Raw genomic sequence first — 17,909 nt, forward strand, 5'->3', positions numbered from 1 at the left:
CGCTCGGCGAGATGTTTGGTGCGGTTGTAGGCGCGCCCCAGTGGGTCGCGCACGGCATGGGCAAGCTGCTGCTCTATGAAGTCGGGACGGTAGCCAAGGACTTCATCCAACACCGTACGCGCCATGGCGCGGAATCCATGGCTAGTCATCGTGTTGCCGTCGTAGCCCATGTAGCGCAGGGCTGCCGTGATGGTGTTTTCGCTCATGGGTCTGCGTAGGCTGCGGATACCCGGGAACACGTATTCGCTATTGCCGCTCAAAGGTAGTACGCCTTTGATGATTTCAACGGCCTGCCTGCTGAGCGGTACGATGTGCGGCGTGCCAGTCTTGCTGACGATAAAGTGCCATTCGTGTTTGGTGAGGTCGATGTCAGCCTTGCGGGCTTTGCGTAGTTCTCCGGGCCGCACAAATACTAGTGGAGCGAGCTTTAAGGCGGCTTGAGTGATCGGCGAACCATGGTAGCCATGAATATCGCGTAGTAGGGCGCCGATGCGCTCAGGGTCGGTGATCGCTGCAAGGTGTTTGGGCTTGGCCTGCTCCAGGGCACCGTCGAGGCTTTCTGAGGGATTGGTGGTGGCGCGACCTGTGGCGATGGCGTAGTTGAAGACGCGGCCAGCTAATGCGCGAGCGCGGTGCGCTGTTTCAACCACTCCTCGGCGTTCCAGCTTGCGCAACTCTTCGAGCAGGATAGGTGCTGTGACTTGGGTGATCGGGATTTCTCGAATGCCGGCCATATCTTTTTCGATGTGCCGACGTTCCCGTTTGACCGACCCGGGGGACAAGCCTTCCCTGGCGCGCTTTTCGAGAAGCTCCAAGGCGATAGCGCCGAAGGTTGTAGCCGATTGCTCAACCTTGGTGGCTCGTTCGATTCGTGCCACTAGGGCGGGGTTGCTGCCGCCTTTGACCAGCGCTCGGAGCCTGTCCCGCTCGTCGCGGGCTTCCTTTAGCGTCATGCTGGGGTATTCGGCCAGGGTGATCATGCTGGCCTTGCCGGCGTAACGGTAACGATAGCGCCAGGCCTTTGCGCCGGATGGTCTGACCTCGATGCACAGCCCGTTGGAGTCGGCGACACGGTAGGCGCTGGACTGTGGTTTGAGCGTGCGGATTTTGGTGTCGGTCAGCATGTGAGTCAGCCAAATGTGAGTCAAACGAGGGTTCGGCTCCTTGTTGACTCACACTTTGACTCACTTTTTGCTTGGATTCAAGCGGATCGCCTCGGATTGGCGCGGACACAAAACCTATGTGTGGCGCCATTCTTTGGCGATGTCTTGGATGATATCGGACAGTCTTGGTAAGGAAGGTGGTGGGCCCGCTCGGACTCGAACCGAGGACCAAGGGATTATGAGTCCCCTGCTCTAACCGACTGAGCTACAGGCCCGTTGACTGGGTGGGAAACAGAAGAAGCTTTTAACCGGAATGGGCGAAGGCGGCAAGTATGCCGCCTTCGCCTTCTGCTCTTCAGTCCGCTTCGAGGAAGCTGCGAAGCAGCTCGGAGCGGGTGGGGTGGCGCAGCTTGCGCAGGGCCTTGGCTTCGATCTGGCGGATGCGCTCGCGGGTGACGTCGAACTGCTTGCCGACCTCCTCCAGCGTGTGGTCGGTATTCATGTCGATGCCGAAGCGCATGCGCAGGACCTTGGCCTCGCGCGGCGTCAGCGAACCGAGCACCTGGCGGGTGGTCTCGCTGAGGCTGTCGCTGGTGGCCGAGTCGACTGGAGACATGACGTTGATGTCTTCGATGAAGTCACCCAGATGCGAATCTTCGTCGTCGCCGATCGGCGTCTCCATGGAGATCGGCTCCTTGGCGATCTTGAGCACCTTGCGGACCTTGTCCTCCGGCATCTCCATGCGTTCGGCCAGTTCCTCGGGCGTCGCTTCGCGACCCATCTCCTGGAGCATCTGCCGCGAGACGCGGTTGAGCTTGTTGATGGTCTCGATCATGTGCACCGGGATGCGGATGGTACGGGCCTGGTCAGCGATGGAACGGGTGATGGCCTGCCGGATCCACCAGGTGGCATAGGTCGAGAACTTGTAGCCGCGGCGGTACTCGAACTTGTCGACCGCTTTCATCAGGCCGATGTTGCCTTCCTGGATGAGGTCCAGGAACTGCAGGCCGCGGTTGGTGTACTTCTTGGCGATGGAGATCACCAGGCGCAGGTTGGCCTCGACCATTTCCTTCTTGGCGCGGCGGGCCTTGGCCTCGCCGATGGACATGCGCCGGTTGATCTCCTTGATCTCCTGGATCGGGAGGTTGGCGTTTTCCTCGATGGCCTTGAGTTTTTTCTGGGCGTGGTGGATCTCGTCGGCAAGTTCGCGCAGATCATCGGCGAACTTCTGAGCGTTTGGCGCCTGCAGGCGTTCGTCCAGCCAGCCGAGATCGGTCTCACGGCCCGGGTAGCTGTCGATGAATATCTTGCGCGGCATGCGCGCGCGGCGCACGCACAGGTCCATGACGTGGCGTTCCTGCTCGCGAACCATTTCGATGGTCGTGCGCAGCTGATTCACGAGGTCGTCGATCACGCGTTGCGTGAGCTTGAACTCCATGAAGTAGCTGGCAGTCTCCTGGCGCAGGTCGGCGTATTTCTCGCGGTCGCCCTTGAGCATGGCCTTGCGCGCCTTGTCGAACAGGCCGCGCAGCTTGGCTACGCGCTCGCGTGCCTCTTCGGGATCGGGGCCAGTGTCGGCTGGCTCGTCGTCCGAGTCGTCGTCATCGTCGCTGTCCGAGTCGCTGCCGGAATCGTTGTCGCTGCTGCCGTTGTTCGCGTTGGCGCTGGTCTTCTGCGCCGGCGTGGGAATTTCTTCGGGCTCGGCGTTGGGATCGATGAAGCTCTGTACGACGTCGGTGAGCTTGGCGTCGCCATTCTCGACGCGGTCGAACTCGACCAGCAGGCCGGCGATGGACTGCGGATAGTGGGCGAGCGCGAACAGCACCTGGGCGAGTCCATCCTCGATGCGCTTGGCGATCTTGATTTCGCCCTCTCGGGTGAGCAGCTCCACGGTGCCCATCTCGCGCATGTACATGCGCACGGGATCGGTGGTGCGGCCGAATTCGCTGTCGACGCTGGTCAGCGCGGCGACGGCCTCTTCGGCGACGTCCTCATCGGGCGCAACGTCGGAATCGGATAGGATCAGGCTGTCGGAATCCGGGGCCACCTCGTGTACGGTGATCCCCATGTCGTTGATCATGCCGATGATGTCTTCGATCTGCTCGGGGTCGACGATACTGTCAGGTAGATGATCGTTGACTTCGGCATAGGTCAGGAAACCCTGCTCCTTTCCCCGTGCGATCAGTTCCTTGAGTCGGGACTGCTGCTCTTCGTGCTGCATGAATGGGATACCGTAAAAATCAAATTGAACTGGACATTGTAGTACACGGGCTGAGACTCTAGCCAGTTTAATCTCGACGTGCACTGCGTGTTTGTGCCAGCAGGGCGCTTAGTTCCTGCTTCTGAGCTGCGTCGAGCTCGTGCCGGCGCGCGTGCGCGAGTAGCGCGTCGAGACGCTGCGAAACGTGCTGTTCGCGTATGCGCTCGATCGCGTCCCGGAATTCGGCGGCCAAAGCCTCATCTCCCTGAATGACGGTCCACTCCAACAGCCGGGTGAGGTGGGGCAGTTCAGGGCGTCCGCGCCAGCGTTCCAGGAGACCTGCCGTTGTGATATTGGGATTGTCACGTACGGTTTCAAGGAGTTCATGTAGCAAGGGTAGTCCCTGAATGCCTTCTCCGCTGGGCAGCTCGTCCATTTCCGGCAGACCGGCCGTCAGCTGCGGGTGGGCGAGCAGCAGGGCGATCGCCGTGCGGATGGGGGTGCGGTGTACGCTCTGGCTGCGGTTGACGGTAGGGCGCCGAGCGTCACCTCCCGTGGCTTTGGGCTCGGATCGCAGCGTCTGTGCGACGCGTTCTGGATTGATGTGCGTTTCCAGCGCCAGGGCGTCGACCAGCTGCGTCTTGAGTGCGCCGTCGTCGAGTTCGTGCAGCAGGCCTTGAGCTTCGTGCAGCAGTGCGGCGCGCGCTTCCATGGTCGCTCCGGGGTGGCGCTCGGTCAGTTCGTCGAGTAGGAAACGCGACAGCGGCGTGGCTTCGCGCAGCAGCCGGTCGAAGGCCTCCCGTCCGTGTTGACGGACGAAGCTGTCGGGGTCCTCGCCGTCGGGCAGAAACAGGAAGACCGCTTCGCGTCCGTCGGCCATGATCGGGATGGTCTGCTCCAGCGCGCGCCAGGCGGCCTGGCGTCCGGCGCGGTCGCCGTCGAAGCAGAACACCAGGCGGTCGACGATGCGAAACAGGCGTTGCAGGTGATCGCGTGTGGTTGCGGTGCCGAGCGTGGCGACGGCGTTGTTCACCCCGAGTTGCGCTAGGCCGATGACGTCCATATAGCCTTCGACGATGAGCATGCTGTCCAGCGGCGCGCGGGACTGGCGTGCTTCGTAGAGTCCGTAGAGTTCACGTCCCTTGTGGAACAGCGGTGTTTCGTTCGAGTTGAGGTACTTGGGCGTGCCGTCGTCGAGCACGCGGCCGCCGAAGCCGATGATACGTCCGCGCGTGTCGCGGATGGGGAACATGATGCGTTCGCGGAAGCGGTCGTAGACGCGTTCGTCTTTGCGGGCGAGCAGGCCGGTTTCCTCGAGGTGTTCGCGCCGGTGCTGGCTGCCGAGCGCACGCAGCAGACCGTCCCAGCCAGCCGGCGCGTAACCCAGGGCGAAGCGCTTGGCGGTTTCGCCGTCAAGGCCTCGTTGTTTGAGGTAGTCGATGGCCTGGGGCTGGCGTGACAACTGCTGGCGGTACCACTGTCCGGCGGCGTCCAGTGCGGCGTACAGCGCGTCGCGCCCCTCGTCGCGCCGCGGTGCGGCGTCGCCGCCTTCTCGGGGTACGTCCAGGCCCAGTTGGCCGGCCAGGGTTTCGATCGCCTCGACGAAATCGAGGTGCTCGTAGTCCATCAGAAAGCCGAGTGCGGTGCCGTGCGCGCCGCAGCCGAAGCAATGGTAGAACTGCTTCTGCGGGCTGACGTAGAAGGAGGGCGTCTTTTCGTCGTGAAACGGGCAGCAGGCCTTGTATTCGTGCCCGGAGCGTTTCAGGGGGACGCGCTCATTGATGATTTCGACGATGTCGGTACGGGCGAGCAGATCGTCAATAAAGCGCTGCGGAATTAGGGACATGATGGCGCAGGAAAGAGCGCGACGGCGACGCGCGGGGACTGCTGGAAATCATAGCAGGATGCCGGCGCGCTGTGCTCGCTACGGGTGGATCGGCTGCCGGGCGGAGAATGGCCGCCGCCCGGCGGAGACTCAGGCGGCTTCGCTGAGCGTGTTGATCAGGCTGGACAGCTCCGAGGCCTTGGGTTTGATCAGCCAGAAGCGCGGCAGATAGCGCTTGAAGTTGGCCAAAATCTCCTGGGCCCAGGCGCTGGCGGTTTCCTGCGCGTGTTCCTCGATGAGCCCGCGCAGGTAGAGGCGCGGCGCCTCCATGTGCTCGGGGTCGAGGCGGTGCAGGTCGACCAGCTCGTGGTTGCAGCGGTCGACGAAGTCGTTGTCCAGATCGAGTACGAAGGCGAATCCGCCGGTCATACCGGCGCCGAAGTTGACGCCAGTGGAGCCAAGGATGGCGATGACGCCGCCGGTCATGTATTCGCAGGCGTGGTCGCCTGCGCCTTCGACTACGGCGAGTGCGCCGGAGTTGCGCACCCCGAAGCGCTCGCCGGCCACGCCGGCGGCGAACAGCTTGCCGCCGGTGGCGCCGTACAGGCAGGTGTTGCCGATGATGGCGGCTTCGTGGCTGCGGAAGGTGCTGGCCGGGGACGGGTAGACCACGAGCTTGCCGGCGGCCATGCCCTTGCCGACGTAGTCGTTGGCGTCACCCTCGAGATAGAGATGCAGGCCTCCGGCGTTCCATACGCCCAGACTCTGGCCGGCGGTACCGCGCAGGCGCACTTCCAGCGGCTGCTTGGCCATGCCGTAGTTGCCGTGGCGGCGGGCGATTTCGCCGGAGATGCGTGCGCCGATGGAGCGGTTGACGTTCTTTACCTCGTAATGGAACTCGCCGCCGGTCCCGGCTTCGATGCTGGGCAGCATGTCGGCTATCATCCGTTTGGCCAGTTCGCCGGTATCGAACGGTTCGTTGTGCGGCTCGACGCAGAATCGTGGCACGTCGACCGGCACCCCGCCGTCGGACAGAAGCTGGCTGAGGTCGAGCCGGCCCTGGCGCGGGGTGTTGCCTGGCGAGGTTTCGAGCAGGTCGGTGCGGCCGATGAGGTCGGTGAGGCTGCGCACGCCGAGGCGTGCCATCCATTGGCGGGTCTCTTCGGCCATCAGGCGGAAGTAGTTCATCACCATTTCGACCTTGCCGACGAAGTGGTGCATGCGCAGCACCTTGTCCTGCGTGGCCACGCCGGTGGCGCAGTTGTTCAGATGACAGATGCGCAGGTATTTGCAGCCCATGGCGACCATAGGGCCTGTGCCGAAGCCGAAGCTCTCGGCGCCCAGAATGGCGGCCTTGACGACGTCCAGCCCGGTCTTGAGGCCGCCGTCGGTCTGTAGGCGCACCTTGTCGCGAAGGCCGTTGGCGCGAAGCGTCTGATGCGCCTCGGACAGGCCGAGTTCCCAGGGGCCTCCGGCGTATTTGACCGAGGTCAGCGGGCTGGCGCCGGTGCCGCCGTCGTAGCCGGAGATGGTGATCAGGTCGGCATAGGCCTTGGCCACGCCCGCGGCGACCGTACCGACGCCGGCTTCGGACACAAGCTTGACCGAGACCAGTGCCTGTGGGTTGACCTGCTTGAGGTCGAAGATGAGCTGGGCGAGGTCCTCGATCGAGTAGATGTCGTGATGCGGGGGCGGCGAGATCAGCGCCACGCCGGGCCGCGCGAAGCGCAGGCGGGCGATCAGGTCGTTGACCTTGTGGCCGGGCAGCTGGCCGCCTTCGCCGGGCTTGGCGCCCTGGGCGACCTTGATCTGCAGCACTTCCGCGTTGACCAGATAATGAGGCGTGACGCCGAAACGGCCCGAAGCGATCTGCTTGATCTTGGACATGCGCTCGGTGCCGTAACGCGCGGCGTCCTCGCCGCCCTCGCCGGAGTTGGAGCGCGCACCGAGGCGGTTCATGGCCTCGGCCAGGGTTTCGTGCGCCTCGGGCGAGAGTGCGCCGAGCGACATCCCGGCGGAGTCGAAGCGCTTGACGATCGCCTCGACCGGCTCGACCTCTTCGAGCGGGATCGGCTTGACGTCGTCGCGCAGGCGCAGCAGGTCGCGCAGCACCATGGCGGGGCGCTCGTTGGCCAGTTCGGCGTAAGCCTGCCAGTCGTCCATGCTGCCGCTGACCACGGCCTTGTGCATGGTCTGAACGATGTCTGGGTTGTAGGCGTGGTATTCGCCGCCGTGTATGTACTTGAGCAGGCCGCCCTGGCCGGGCTGTTTGCGCGGGTTCCAAGCCGCCTTGGACAGCTTGTTCAGGTCCTCGGCGATGTCTTCGAAGTTGATGCCCTGGATGCGGCTGACCGTGCCCGCGAAGCAGGTGTCGACGACGTCGTCGTGCAGGCCGACGATCTCGAACAACTGTGCGCCGCGATAGCTGGCGATGGTCGAGATGCCCATCTTGGACATGATCTTGTACAGGCTCTTATGGATGCCGCGGCGATAGCCGGCGCCCAGTTCACCGTCGGTCTTGTCCTCGATCTCGCCGCTGCGGCGCATACCTTGCAGGCTCTGGTAGGCCAGATAGGGGCACACGGCGGTGGCGCCATAGCCGATCAGCACGGCAATCTGGTGCGGGTCGCGGGCGGTGGCCGTGTCGACGACGATGTTGGATCGGCAGCGCAGACCCTGTTCGATGAAGTGGTGGTGCAGTGCGCCGGTGATCAGCGCGGCGGGTACGGGGATGCGGTCGGGGGCGATGTCGCGGTCGGACAGGATGATGATGGGCTGTCCGTCGCGCACGGCCTGCGCGGCTTCCGCGCAGATGTCGGCGATGGCCTGCCTGAGGTCGCTGCCGACGGGGATGTTGAGGTCGATGCGGTAATGGCGCAGGTCGGCGTAGGGCAGTGTCTGCAGTTGCTGCAGACGCATCTCGGACAGCACCGGCGTGCTCATGACCAGCCGTGCGGCGTGGTCGGCCTCCTCCTCGAACAGGTTGCGCTCATGGCCGAGGTTGGTTTCGAGCGACATTACGATGCTTTCGCGCAATGGGTCGATTGGTGGATTGGTGACCTGCGCGAATTGCTGACGGAAGTTGTCGAACAGGGAGCGGACCTGGCTCGACAGCACCGGGAACGGTGTGTCGTCGCCCATTGAACCGATCGCTTCCTGGCCGGCCTCGGCCAGCACGCGCAGTACTTGGTCGCGCTCCTCGAAAGTGACGTTGAACAGTTTTTCGTAGGCGCGTAGGCGTTGCGCGTCCAGCGTCGGGGCGACGGTATCCTCGCCCTCCAGGCGCGGCAGAGTGCGCGAGTTGCGATCCAGCCATTCCCGGTAGGGGCGGCGATTCTTGAGCCTCTCGTCGATCATGTGCGGCAGCAGCAGCTCGCCGGTCTCGGTGTCGACGGCCAGCATCTGACCGGGCTTGAGCCGGCCTTTGGTGACCACGTCCTCGGGCGCGTAGTCGTATACGCCGATCTCGGAGGCCAGGGTGATGTGGCGGTCGCGGGTGATCACGTAGCGCGCGGGCCGCAGGCCGTTGCGGTCCAGGCAGCAGGCGGCGTGGCGGCCGTCGGTCAATACTACGCCGGCCGGTCCGTCCCAGGGCTCCATGTGCATGGAGTGGTACTCGTAGAAGGCGCGCAGGTCGGTGTCGACATGCTGCATGTTCTGCCAGGCAGGCGGAATCAGCAGGCGCATGGCGCGCAGTATGTCGATGCCGCCGGCCAGCAGGACTTCGAGCATGTTGTCCATGGAACTCGAGTCGGAGCCGCTCATCGATACCAGCGGCGTGAATTCGCTGAGGTCGGGCAGATGCGGGCTGGACAGCGTGTGTGCGCGTGCCTTGGCCCAGTTGCGGTTGCCACGGATGGTGTTGATCTCGCCGTTGTGGGCGAGGAAGCGAAACGGCTGGGCCAAGCGCCACTGCGGCAGCGTGTTGGTGGAGAAGCGCTGGTGGAATACGCACAGCGCGGTTTCCAGGCGTTCGTCCTTGAGGTCGAGGTAGAACTCCGGCAGATAGGCCGGCATGACCAGTCCCTTGTAGCTGATCACGCGTGAGGACAGGCTGGGTACGTAGAACACGTCGTCCTGCGGGCGTAGCGTCTGTTCGGCACGGCGGCGGGCGATGAACAGCGCGCGCTCGAAGGCGGCTTCGTCTGTGCCGGTCGGTGCATTGACGAAGATCTGTTCGATCCGCGGCAGGCTGCGCAGCGCCATTTCACCGCAGGCCTCGGAATTGGTGGGTACTTCGCGCCAGCCGGCGGTCTGTAAGCCGGCGGTCTGTAGTTCCGCTTCCAGCGTCCGGCGGGCGGTTTGCGCGCGCGCGTCGTCCAGGTCGAGGAACACCACGCCGGCGGCATACAGTTCGGTGAGTTCGATGTCCTGCTCGGTGGCTGCTGCGCGCAGGAAGGCGTCAGGCTTTTTCAGCAGCAGGCCGCAGCCGTCGCCGGTCTTGCCGTCGGCTGCGATGGCGCCACGGTGGGTCATGCGCGCAAGTGCGCCGATGGCCGTTTCGAGCACCCAGTGGCTGGCATGCCCGTCCATGTTGGCAATGAGGCCGAAGCCGCAGTTGTCGCGTTCGAATTCGGGGCGATAGAGACCGCGTGAAGTGGGTAGGGCAGTCATGCGAGCCACTCCTGAAGCACTGGGAAGTCGCACGGAGTAAACCGCGCGTCCGGAAAAGTCGGCCGTCCAGTATAGAGGCAGCGGTCCATGCTGTTCAATCTGCGCCCAATGCCGATGTCTGTCGGCGGTCGAACCGGAGGTGACTTCAGGCAGGGTGCAGCGGGTCGAATACCCGCGCGTGTTCGGTGAAGGCGTAGCGGTCGGTCATGCCGGCGATGTAGTCGGCGATGGCGCGGGCGCGGTGTCGCTCCGAATCCGCATCAAGGGTTTGTGTCTTGTGCTGCACGTCCGGCGGTAGCAGCAGCGGGTCCTGCATGAAGGCGTCGAACAGCGCGACGACCACGCGTTGGGCTTTGGTGGTCATGCGGCGCACGTGGTAGTGACGGTACATGTGCGAGCGTAGGAAGCGCTTGAGTTCAAGGTTGGCCGTTCGCACCGGTTCGCTGAAGGCAATCAGAGCTTGGCGCAGGGCGCGGACCTCTTCGACGTCGGCGGGAGCCGCTTCGGTGATGCGTGTGCGGGAGGTTTGCACGAGATCGGTCACCAGGCGGTTGATCATGCGGCGCACGACCTCGTGGATGAGGCGACGCGTGTCCAGCTCCGTGTAGCTGCGTGTGACCTCTTCATAGGCTTCGTTGAACAGCGTCAGTTCTCGCAGTTGATCAATGGTGATGAGGTTGGCGCGCAGGCCGTCGTCGATGTCGTGGTTGTTGTAGGCGATTTCGTCGGCGAGATTGTTGAGCTGGGCTTCGAGCGTCGGTTGGCCGCCGTGGACGAAGCGGGCGGCGACTTCACCGAGGTGTTGTGCCTGTTCCCTGGGGCAGTGTTTGAGAATACCCTCGCGGGTCTCGTAGGTGAGGTTCAGGCCGTCGAAGTCGGCGTACTTTTCCTCGAGTTCGTCGACCACACGCAGGGACTGCTGGTTGTGCTCGAAGCCCCCATATGGCGACATGCAGCGGTTGAGAGCATCCTGTCCTGCATGGCCGAAGGGGGTGTGGCCGAGGTCGTGGGCGAGCGCGATGGCTTCGGTTAGATCTTCGTTGAGTTGCAGGGAGCGGGCGATCGAACGTGCGATCTGGGCGACTTCCAGGGAGTGAGTGAGGCGGGTACGGAAGAGATCGCCTTCGTGATTGACGAAGACTTGGGTCTTGTATTCAAGGCGGCGGAAAGCCGCGCTGTGGATGATGCGGTCGCGGTCGCGCTGGAATTGGCTACGGTAGCTGGGGGAGGGCTCCCGGTGCTGCCGCCCGCGGGAACGGGCATCGTTAGCGGCATACGGCGCAAGCGATGCCGGTTCGGGCATGTCTCAGCGCCGTTCGAGCACGGCGTCGAGCGCAGCCGGGGCGAAATCAGCGGTCACCGCGGCCGAGCCGATGCCGTGAAGCAGCACCAGGCGCAGGGTGCCGTCGATGACCTTCTTGTCGACAGCCATGAGTTCGCGCATGCGGGCAGCGCTCAGTTCCGGCGGGGGGGCGGTAGGCAGTTTCGCGGCGAGTAGTAGTTTCTCCGTGCGCTGCACGGAGGGCTCGTCCAGCCAGCCCAGTCGCTCGGACATGCGAGCTGCCATCAGCATGCCGCAGGCGACCGCTTCGCCGTGCAGCCAACGGCCGTAGCCCAATCCGGTTTCGATGGCGTGTCCGAAGGTATGGCCGAGGTTGAGTAGAGCGCGAGTGCCCCGTTCGTGCTCGTCCTCGGCGACGATGGTGGCCTTGTCGCGGCAGGAGCGCTCGATGGCGTAGGCGAGGGCTGCGGAGTCGCGTTCGCGCAGGCGGCCTATGTTTTGCTCCAGCCAGGCGAAGAACTCGGCGTCGCCGAGTAGACCGTATTTGATGATTTCGGCCAGTCCAGCGCTGAGTTCGCGGTCGGGCAGGGTATTCAGTGTGGCGGTGTCGATGATGACGGCGCGCGGCTGATGGAAGGCGCCGATCATGTTCTTGCCCAGCGGATGGTTGACGCCGGTCTTGCCGCCGACCGAGGAGTCGACCTGTGCCAGCAGCGTGGTGGGTATCTGTATGAAGTGTACGCCGCGCTGGTAGCTGGCCGCGGCAAAGCCTGTGATGTCCCCGACTACACCGCCACCAAGGGCTATCAGGGTGGTGTTGCGGTCGAAATGCCGTTCGAGCAGCCCCGTGTAGATCGTGTTCAAGGTGTCGAGGTTCTTGTGCGCCTCGCCGTCCGGCAGCACGATCTCGCCGACGTGCAGGTCGTCGAGATGGGAGCGGATGGTTTCAAGATATAGTGGCGCGACGGTCTCGTTGCTGATGATGACTGCGCTGCGGCCGGGAATGGCGTCGCGCAGCAGCTCTGGTTGGTTCAGAAGCCCGCTACCGATGTGGATCGGATAGCTGCGTGTACCAAGGTCGACGTTGAAGGTGAGCATGGAGGGATACTAATGGATCGCCTGACCGCCGTCGACGGCGTCTGACTGGATGTTGAAAAACCGCGATGAAATTAGAGTTGGAATCTATCGGCAGCTATGCTGTCGCGTGCGTCTAATACGTCAGTCCTCTGACGTGTTCGGCGAGATTTCGTGCCAGCCTCTGGCTGTCGTTGCGTTGGGTGTCCACGACCTGGTGTGCGGTTTCACGGTATAGCGGATCGCGCTCGCGGTTGAGCTGCTCCAGGCGGGCTCGAGGATTGGCGGTCTGCAGCAGAGGGCGCTTGCGGTCACGCCGTGTGCGGCGCAGCTGAAGTTCGAGCGGTACCGTCAGGTAGATGACGTAGCCGCGCGTCTTGAGCAGAGTGCGGTTCGCCTCGCGCAACACGGAGCCGCCGCCGGTGGCGAGTACGATACCCTGGCGAGCGGTGAGTTCATCGAGGAGCCGACTTTCGCGATCGCGAAAGCCGGTCTCGCCCTCGATATCGAAGATGGTCGCGATGTCGACGCCGGTGCGTTCGATGATGGCGGCGTCGCTGTCGACGAAGTCGAGCCCGAGCATGTGCGCCAGGCGTCGCCCGACCGTGGTCTTGCCGGCGCCCATCGGGCCGATCAGAAAGACGTTGCGGGTACTCGTCATGGACGGCGGTGCCCGGGCCGGCTTGATGCCGGCCCGGGCGAGTGTGGTTACTGTGTGAGCGAGAGGTTGTTGTTGATGATCTTCGGCGTAATGAAGATCAGCAACTCGTTGCGGGTCTTGGTGTCGACGTTGTTGCGGAACAGGTTGCCCAGCACCGGCAGATCGCCGAAGAACGGCACCTTGTTGGTCGTGTGTTCCTTGTCTTCCTGATAGATGCCGCCGAGCACCACGGTCTGGCCGTTGTCGACCATGACCTGGGTCTTAACTTCCTGGGTGTTGATGCTGGGCACGCCATCGTAGATGCCGCCGACGCTGTCGTTGCTGACGTCGAGGTCCATCAGGATGCGGTCGTTAGGCGTGATGTGCGGTGTCACCTGGAGCTTGAGCGCGGCGGTCTTGAAGGATATGCTGGTGGCGCCGCTTGAAGTGGATTCCTGATAGGGGATCTGCACGCCCTGCTGGATCATCGCCGCCTGGTCGTTGGCGGTGATCACGCGGGGATTGGATATCTGACGTACGTTGCCTTCTTGCTCCGCCGCACTGATCTCCAGGCTTAGGTTGAAGGTCGAACTCAGCTTGGCCAGGCTCAGGCCGAAGGCCGAGGTCGGCGAGGAGGCAGGCAGGTTCACGTTGAACAGCTGGCCGTTCGGGCTGCCCCCGATACCGAAGCCTTCCGAGCCGCCCTGACCACCGCCCTGACGTCCGGGAGCTGTGATGCCGAAGTTGACGCCGAGGTCACGGCTGAAGGATTTCTTGGCGTAGACCAGGCGGGAGCCGATAAGGACCTGCTTGACCGGTACGTCCAGGCGCTGGATCAACTGCGCCACGTTGGCCAAGCCCTGGTCGGTGTCGCGCACAATCAGCGAGTTGGTGCGCGCATCGGCTACCACGGAGCCGCGCGAGGACAGTCCGGACACGCCGCTGTTGGTCTGCTGAGCGTTGCCACCACTGCCGCTGAGCGAGGTTTGGATCGACTTGAGCAGTGAGGCCAGGGCGTCAGCTTTGGTATAGCGGATCTGGAAGATCTCGGTGTGCATCGGGGCGAGCCTCTGCATCGCCTGCTGGGCCTGGATCTGCTGCTGCTCCTGGGCCTCGATGTCTTTGGCCGGGGCGATCATGATGACGTTGCCGGTGCGACGTTCGGCCAGCCCCTTGGACTGAAGGATAATGGCCAGGGCCTGATCCCAGGGCACGTTCTTCAGGCGCAGCGTGACATTGCCGGTGACCGCGTCACTGACCACGATATTCAGACCCGTGAAGTCGGCCAGCAACTGCAGCACGGAGCGCACCGCAATGTTCTGGAAGTTCAGCGAAATGCGCTGGCCGGTATACTTGGGCTTGACGGGAGCGCCGCCGGCAGTGGTCTGCGCCTGCGGCTTGATGTCGATGGTGAACTTGTTGTCAGCCTGGTAGGCGAGTTGTTCGTAGTCGCCGCTAGCGTTGATTACGAACTGGACGTTGTCGCCGTTCTGGCGCGTATCGATTGAGGAAACCGGCGTGCCGAAGTCGCTGACGATCATGCGCCGCTGCAGCTTCTTGGCAATCTGCGCATTGTAGGCGTTGATGATGATCTTGCCGGCACGTTGGGTCAGATCGATGGCTTGGTTGGGATCGCCCAAGGTGAGGGTGATCAGGCCGCCGCCGTCCTTGCCGCGGTGGAACTCTATGTTGGATATGGAGTTGTTCTTGCTTGTGGCGGTGGAGGCTTTGCCGAAATGTGCGGTATTGCCGCCGCCGTTGACGCTCTGCGAAACGGTGGAGGTACTCAGCGTAACGATGAGTTTGTTGCCGTCGATGCGGGTTTTGTAGGGAACGGAATTGGTCAGGTTGAAGACCAGGCGGGTCCTGCCGCCGGCTTCGGCTGTGGTGACGCTGCTGACGGCGCCGACGTCGATATTGTAGCTGCGCCTGGATAGGCCGAGTTTGGTGTTTGTGAAGTCGAGCGCGATCTTGGCCGGACTCTCGATGGTAAATCCGAGCGGAGCGGGCGGTGGCGCGGAGAAGCCCAGGATGACCTCAAGTTTGTTGTCGGGCAGCGGGGTGCTGTTGATCGACTCAAGAGTGTTTGCCTGCGCCAGGGCGGGAGCCAGCGCTAGCAGGAGCATGCTGGCCAGCGACCAGCGCAAAGTCCGCAAGGCTCGCGCCAACGCGGTTGAGGGGGAGTAGCCCGTTGCCGTCGAGTGAAACATTTCGCTCTTCCTCATTGTTCTTTGCTCATCGCGATCGAGGCACTTTGGTCCTTGTAGCCACCAAAGCCGTCCGGGACGATCTCGCGCAATTTGACGCTGGTCGGCGTGATTTCGGTGATCTTGCCGCTGTGCTGGCCCATGTACTGACCGACGGTAACCCGTTGTATGGCGCCGTCGGGAACCTGTATCAGTCCGTAGGTGGTTCCCTTATCGGTCAGGGTGCCGACCATCTTGAGGCTGTCCAGCGGGAATTGTTCAAGATACTGCCGCGGACGGTTCGGGTCGATTTCGGCCTTGCCTCTGTGCGCCTTGTTGTAAAGCTGCTGCAGCACGTTGGTGTCGAAGGGATCGCGGGTGTGCCCGGGGTAGGTGTAGCTCTGGTAGGGCGAGACCTGCGGAATTGCGGGTACGTGACCGCCCGGCTGAGCCTTTTCCTTGGCGACCCACTGCTCGAGGTCCGACATGCTGTGCCCGCAGGCGCTGAGGCTGAGGCCGAGCGCCGCGATTCCGAACATGCGCCACCAGCGCAGCGAGGCGTATTGGGGCTGCCGCTTGCGGGTGCTCATTGTCCACGGCCTCCGTTCGGCAGGTAGCGATAAGTCCGCGCGGTGACGCCCATGACCAACTGGTTCGACTTCTTGCTGGTCGGTTTGAGGGAGATGTCGCCCAGTGTGACGATGCGCGGCAGCGCGGCGATTTCACTGACGAATCTGGCGATTTCGGGATACGTGCCGCGTGCCTGGATCTGGATGGGTTTGATCGCGTAGAAGCCCTGTTTCTTTTCGGCTTCCGGACGGAAGGTGTCGATGGCCAGTCCGCTGGACAGCGCGGTCTGCGAGATGTCGACCAGCAGGCCCGGAATTTCTGTCTTGTTCGGTAGTTGCTCCAGCATCTTGCCGAAGGACGTGCGCATTTCGTTCAACTGCTTTTCGTAGACTTTGAGATTGGCTGCGCGACGGGCCTTGATCGATAACTGGCCCCGCAGAGTCTTCTCCTGCTGTTGCAGGCGTTCCAGATCGGTGCGCTGGCTGCTGGTGTCGAAATAGTAGCCGGCGCCCAGGATTACGATCATCAGTACGGCGATGACGAAGCCTTTGATCCAGATCGGCGCCGTGCCGATGTTGTTGAAGTCGAGGTTCCTGAGTTCGTCCAGGTCGATTTCACGGAGACGGGAGAGATCCATGGCTTAGTTCCCCTTGCCGTCTTTCTTCTTGTCCGACGGAGATGATTGCTGCACCGTCAGTTTGAATTCGCTGACCTTGCCAATCGGCGTGTTCGTCGTCGTGATGACCTGGAGTCTGGAGTTGGCAAACCAGGGTGAGGCGTCGAGATTGCGCATGTAGGCGGACACACGCGCATTGGATTCGGCCGTACCGCTGATGCTGATGCTGCTGCCCTTTTGCACGAAGTCGCTCAGATACAGGCCGGGCGGCAGCGTGGATACCATTTGGTCGAACATGTGCACCACGCCGGGGCGGCTCGCTTGGAGTTGTTCGACGATCTTCATACGGTTGAGCAAGGCGCGTTTTGTCTTGTCCAATTCTTTGATCTTGGCGATCTTCTTGTCGAGAATGGTGATCTCATTGCGCAGATATTGGTTGCGGTCGTTCTGGTACTGGATGAGTCCCTGCATGTAGGTATGCACAAGCAAGAAGATCACGCCCGCAACGATGGCCGCAAACAGTGCGAGCGCGCCGAATTCCTTTTGCTGTTGCTTACGTCGTTCCGCACGCCAGGGTAGTAGATTGATGTGCGCCATTTCAGTCGAAGCTCCTCATGGCGAGTCCGCAGGCGATCATCAGGGCGGGGGCGTCGCTGCCCAGACGCTGGGCATTCACGCGCGAGGCGATCGACATACGGCCGAAGGGATTGGCGACGCCTGTGGGCATGCCCAGCCGCGATTCGATCATCTCGTCGATGCCGGGGATGGAGGCGCAGCCGCCGGCGAGAAGAATGTAGTCGACGGTCTGATGTTCGCTGGCGGCAAAATAGAACTGCAGGAAGCGGTGCACCTGCTGCGCCATGTTGTCCTTGAAAGGCTCGAGCACTTCAGGAACGTAGTTTTCCGGCAGCTGCCCTTCTTTCTTGGCGAGGCCGGCCTCGTCGTAGGACAGGCCGTAGCGGCGCATGATGTCCTCGGTGAGAAGTTTGCCGCCGAAGGGTTGCTCGCGGGTATATGTGATCGCGCCGTCCTCGAGCACCGTGATGCCGGTCATGGTCGCGCCGACATCTACCACCGCAATGACTTTGCCCCGACCCTCCTCGGGAAACTGGTCGCGGCACAGTAGGGCGGCGTTTTCGGTTGCATAGGATTCGACGTCGACGACTTTCGGTACGATGCCGGCGAGGTCGGCGGCGCCGACGCGAATCTCGACGTTTTCGCTGCGTGAGGCCACCAGCAGCACGTCCAGTGAGTCCGGGTTGCCTTCGGTGGGGCCGATTACCTCGAAATCCAGGTTGACCTCTTCCAGTGCATAGGGAATGTACTGGTCGGCCTCGATCTGGATCTGGCCCTCCATGTCGGCTTCCTTGATGGAGGCAGGGAGGGTGATGTTCTTGCTGATCACTGCGGAGGAGGCGACAGCGAGCGCGCACTGCTTGTTGCGCGTGCCCGCCTTTTTCAACGCCCTTTTGATCGTTGCCGCCACGCCTTCGACGTCGGCGATGTTCTTCTCGACGACGGCGTTAATGGGCAACGGCTCAACGGTGTATGCCTCGACGCGATAGTTGGCGCCTTGCTGCGATAGCTCGACCAGCTTCACCGAGGTGGAGCTGATATCGATGCCCAGCAGCGGCTGTTTCTTGGGTCTCAGGAGCGACACGCTGTTCCCCTTCAATACCGTCGTTTGTGTTTCTTATGTAGACTTTTCATTAGAAACTTACGACAAGTCTATAAAAAATCGCTGTTAATATGCAAAGTCTTGTTGATGAGGTTTTTTTGAGGTTTGATAAGTTGCCCCA

The 17,909-nt window shown here is 62.7% G+C and carries 12 protein-coding genes and 1 tRNA gene; all 13 read right to left on the reverse strand.

The features are described 5' to 3' along the window. Window positions 1–1,124: integrase arm-type DNA-binding domain-containing protein (locus P8014_RS07610; RefSeq protein ID WP_337816714.1), on the reverse strand; the 1,124-nt coding region annotated here is incomplete at its 3' end. 177 nt (window positions 1,125–1,301) lie between these two features. Beyond that, window positions 1,302–1,378, reverse strand: a tRNA-Ile gene (locus P8014_RS07615). Window positions 1,379–1,458: 80 nt separating this feature from the next. Beyond that, the gene (gene rpoD, locus P8014_RS07620; RefSeq protein WP_337816715.1) at window positions 1,459–3,324 is read right to left on the reverse strand and encodes an RNA polymerase sigma factor RpoD; all 1,866 of its coding nucleotides are present in this window, start codon (window positions 3,322–3,324) and stop codon (window positions 1,459–1,461) included. Window positions 3,325–3,391: 67 nt separating this feature from the next. Continuing rightward, window positions 3,392–5,149 carry a DNA primase gene (dnaG, locus tag P8014_RS07625; RefSeq protein ID WP_337816716.1) on the reverse strand — a complete coding sequence of 586 codons (1,758 nt, stop codon included), beginning with the start codon at window positions 5,147–5,149 and terminating at the stop codon, window positions 3,392–3,394. A 129-nt stretch (window positions 5,150–5,278) separates the two neighbouring features. Further along, window positions 5,279–9,742, reverse strand: a complete 4,464-nt coding sequence (gene gltB, locus P8014_RS07630; RefSeq protein WP_337816717.1) for a glutamate synthase large subunit — start codon at window positions 9,740–9,742, stop codon at window positions 5,279–5,281. Window positions 9,743–9,887: 145 nt separating this feature from the next. Continuing rightward, the gene (locus P8014_RS07635; RefSeq protein ID WP_337816718.1) at window positions 9,888–11,045 is read right to left on the reverse strand and encodes a deoxyguanosinetriphosphate triphosphohydrolase; all 1,158 of its coding nucleotides are present in this window, start codon (window positions 11,043–11,045) and stop codon (window positions 9,888–9,890) included. A 3-nt stretch (window positions 11,046–11,048) separates the two neighbouring features. After that, a complete protein-coding gene (gene aroB, locus P8014_RS07640; RefSeq protein WP_337816719.1) occupies window positions 11,049–12,122 on the reverse strand; it encodes a 3-dehydroquinate synthase in 1,074 nt (357 codons plus the stop codon). Window positions 12,123–12,234: 112 nt separating this feature from the next. Next, window positions 12,235–12,759, reverse strand: coding sequence for a shikimate kinase AroK (gene aroK / locus P8014_RS07645; RefSeq protein WP_337816720.1), 525 nt, complete (start codon window positions 12,757–12,759; stop codon window positions 12,235–12,237). Window positions 12,760–12,806: 47 nt separating this feature from the next. Beyond that, window positions 12,807–14,948 carry a type IV pilus secretin PilQ gene (gene pilQ, locus P8014_RS07650; RefSeq protein ID WP_337816721.1) on the reverse strand — a complete coding sequence of 714 codons (2,142 nt, stop codon included), beginning with the start codon at window positions 14,946–14,948 and terminating at the stop codon, window positions 12,807–12,809. An 11-nt stretch (window positions 14,949–14,959) separates the two neighbouring features. Further along, window positions 14,960–15,514, reverse strand: a complete 555-nt coding sequence (locus P8014_RS07655; protein WP_337816722.1) for a pilus assembly protein PilP — start codon at window positions 15,512–15,514, stop codon at window positions 14,960–14,962. After that, window positions 15,511–16,131 carry a type 4a pilus biogenesis protein PilO gene (locus P8014_RS07660; RefSeq protein WP_337816723.1) on the reverse strand — a complete coding sequence of 207 codons (621 nt, stop codon included), beginning with the start codon at window positions 16,129–16,131 and terminating at the stop codon, window positions 15,511–15,513. Before P8014_RS07660 ends, P8014_RS07655 begins: the two co-directional genes overlap by 4 nt. Before the next feature lie 3 nt (window positions 16,132–16,134). Then, window positions 16,135–16,707, reverse strand: a complete 573-nt coding sequence (locus P8014_RS07665; RefSeq protein WP_337816724.1) for a PilN domain-containing protein — start codon at window positions 16,705–16,707, stop codon at window positions 16,135–16,137. Window position 16,708: 1 nt separating this feature from the next. Then, window positions 16,709–17,770, reverse strand: a complete 1,062-nt coding sequence (locus tag P8014_RS07670; RefSeq protein ID WP_337816725.1) for a pilus assembly protein PilM — start codon at window positions 17,768–17,770, stop codon at window positions 16,709–16,711. Window positions 17,771–17,909: the final 139 nt, after the last annotated feature.

It is taken from the genome of Acidihalobacter sp. (assembly GCF_037381185.1).
Lineage (GTDB): Bacteria > Pseudomonadota > Gammaproteobacteria > DSM-5130 > Acidihalobacteraceae > Acidihalobacter_A.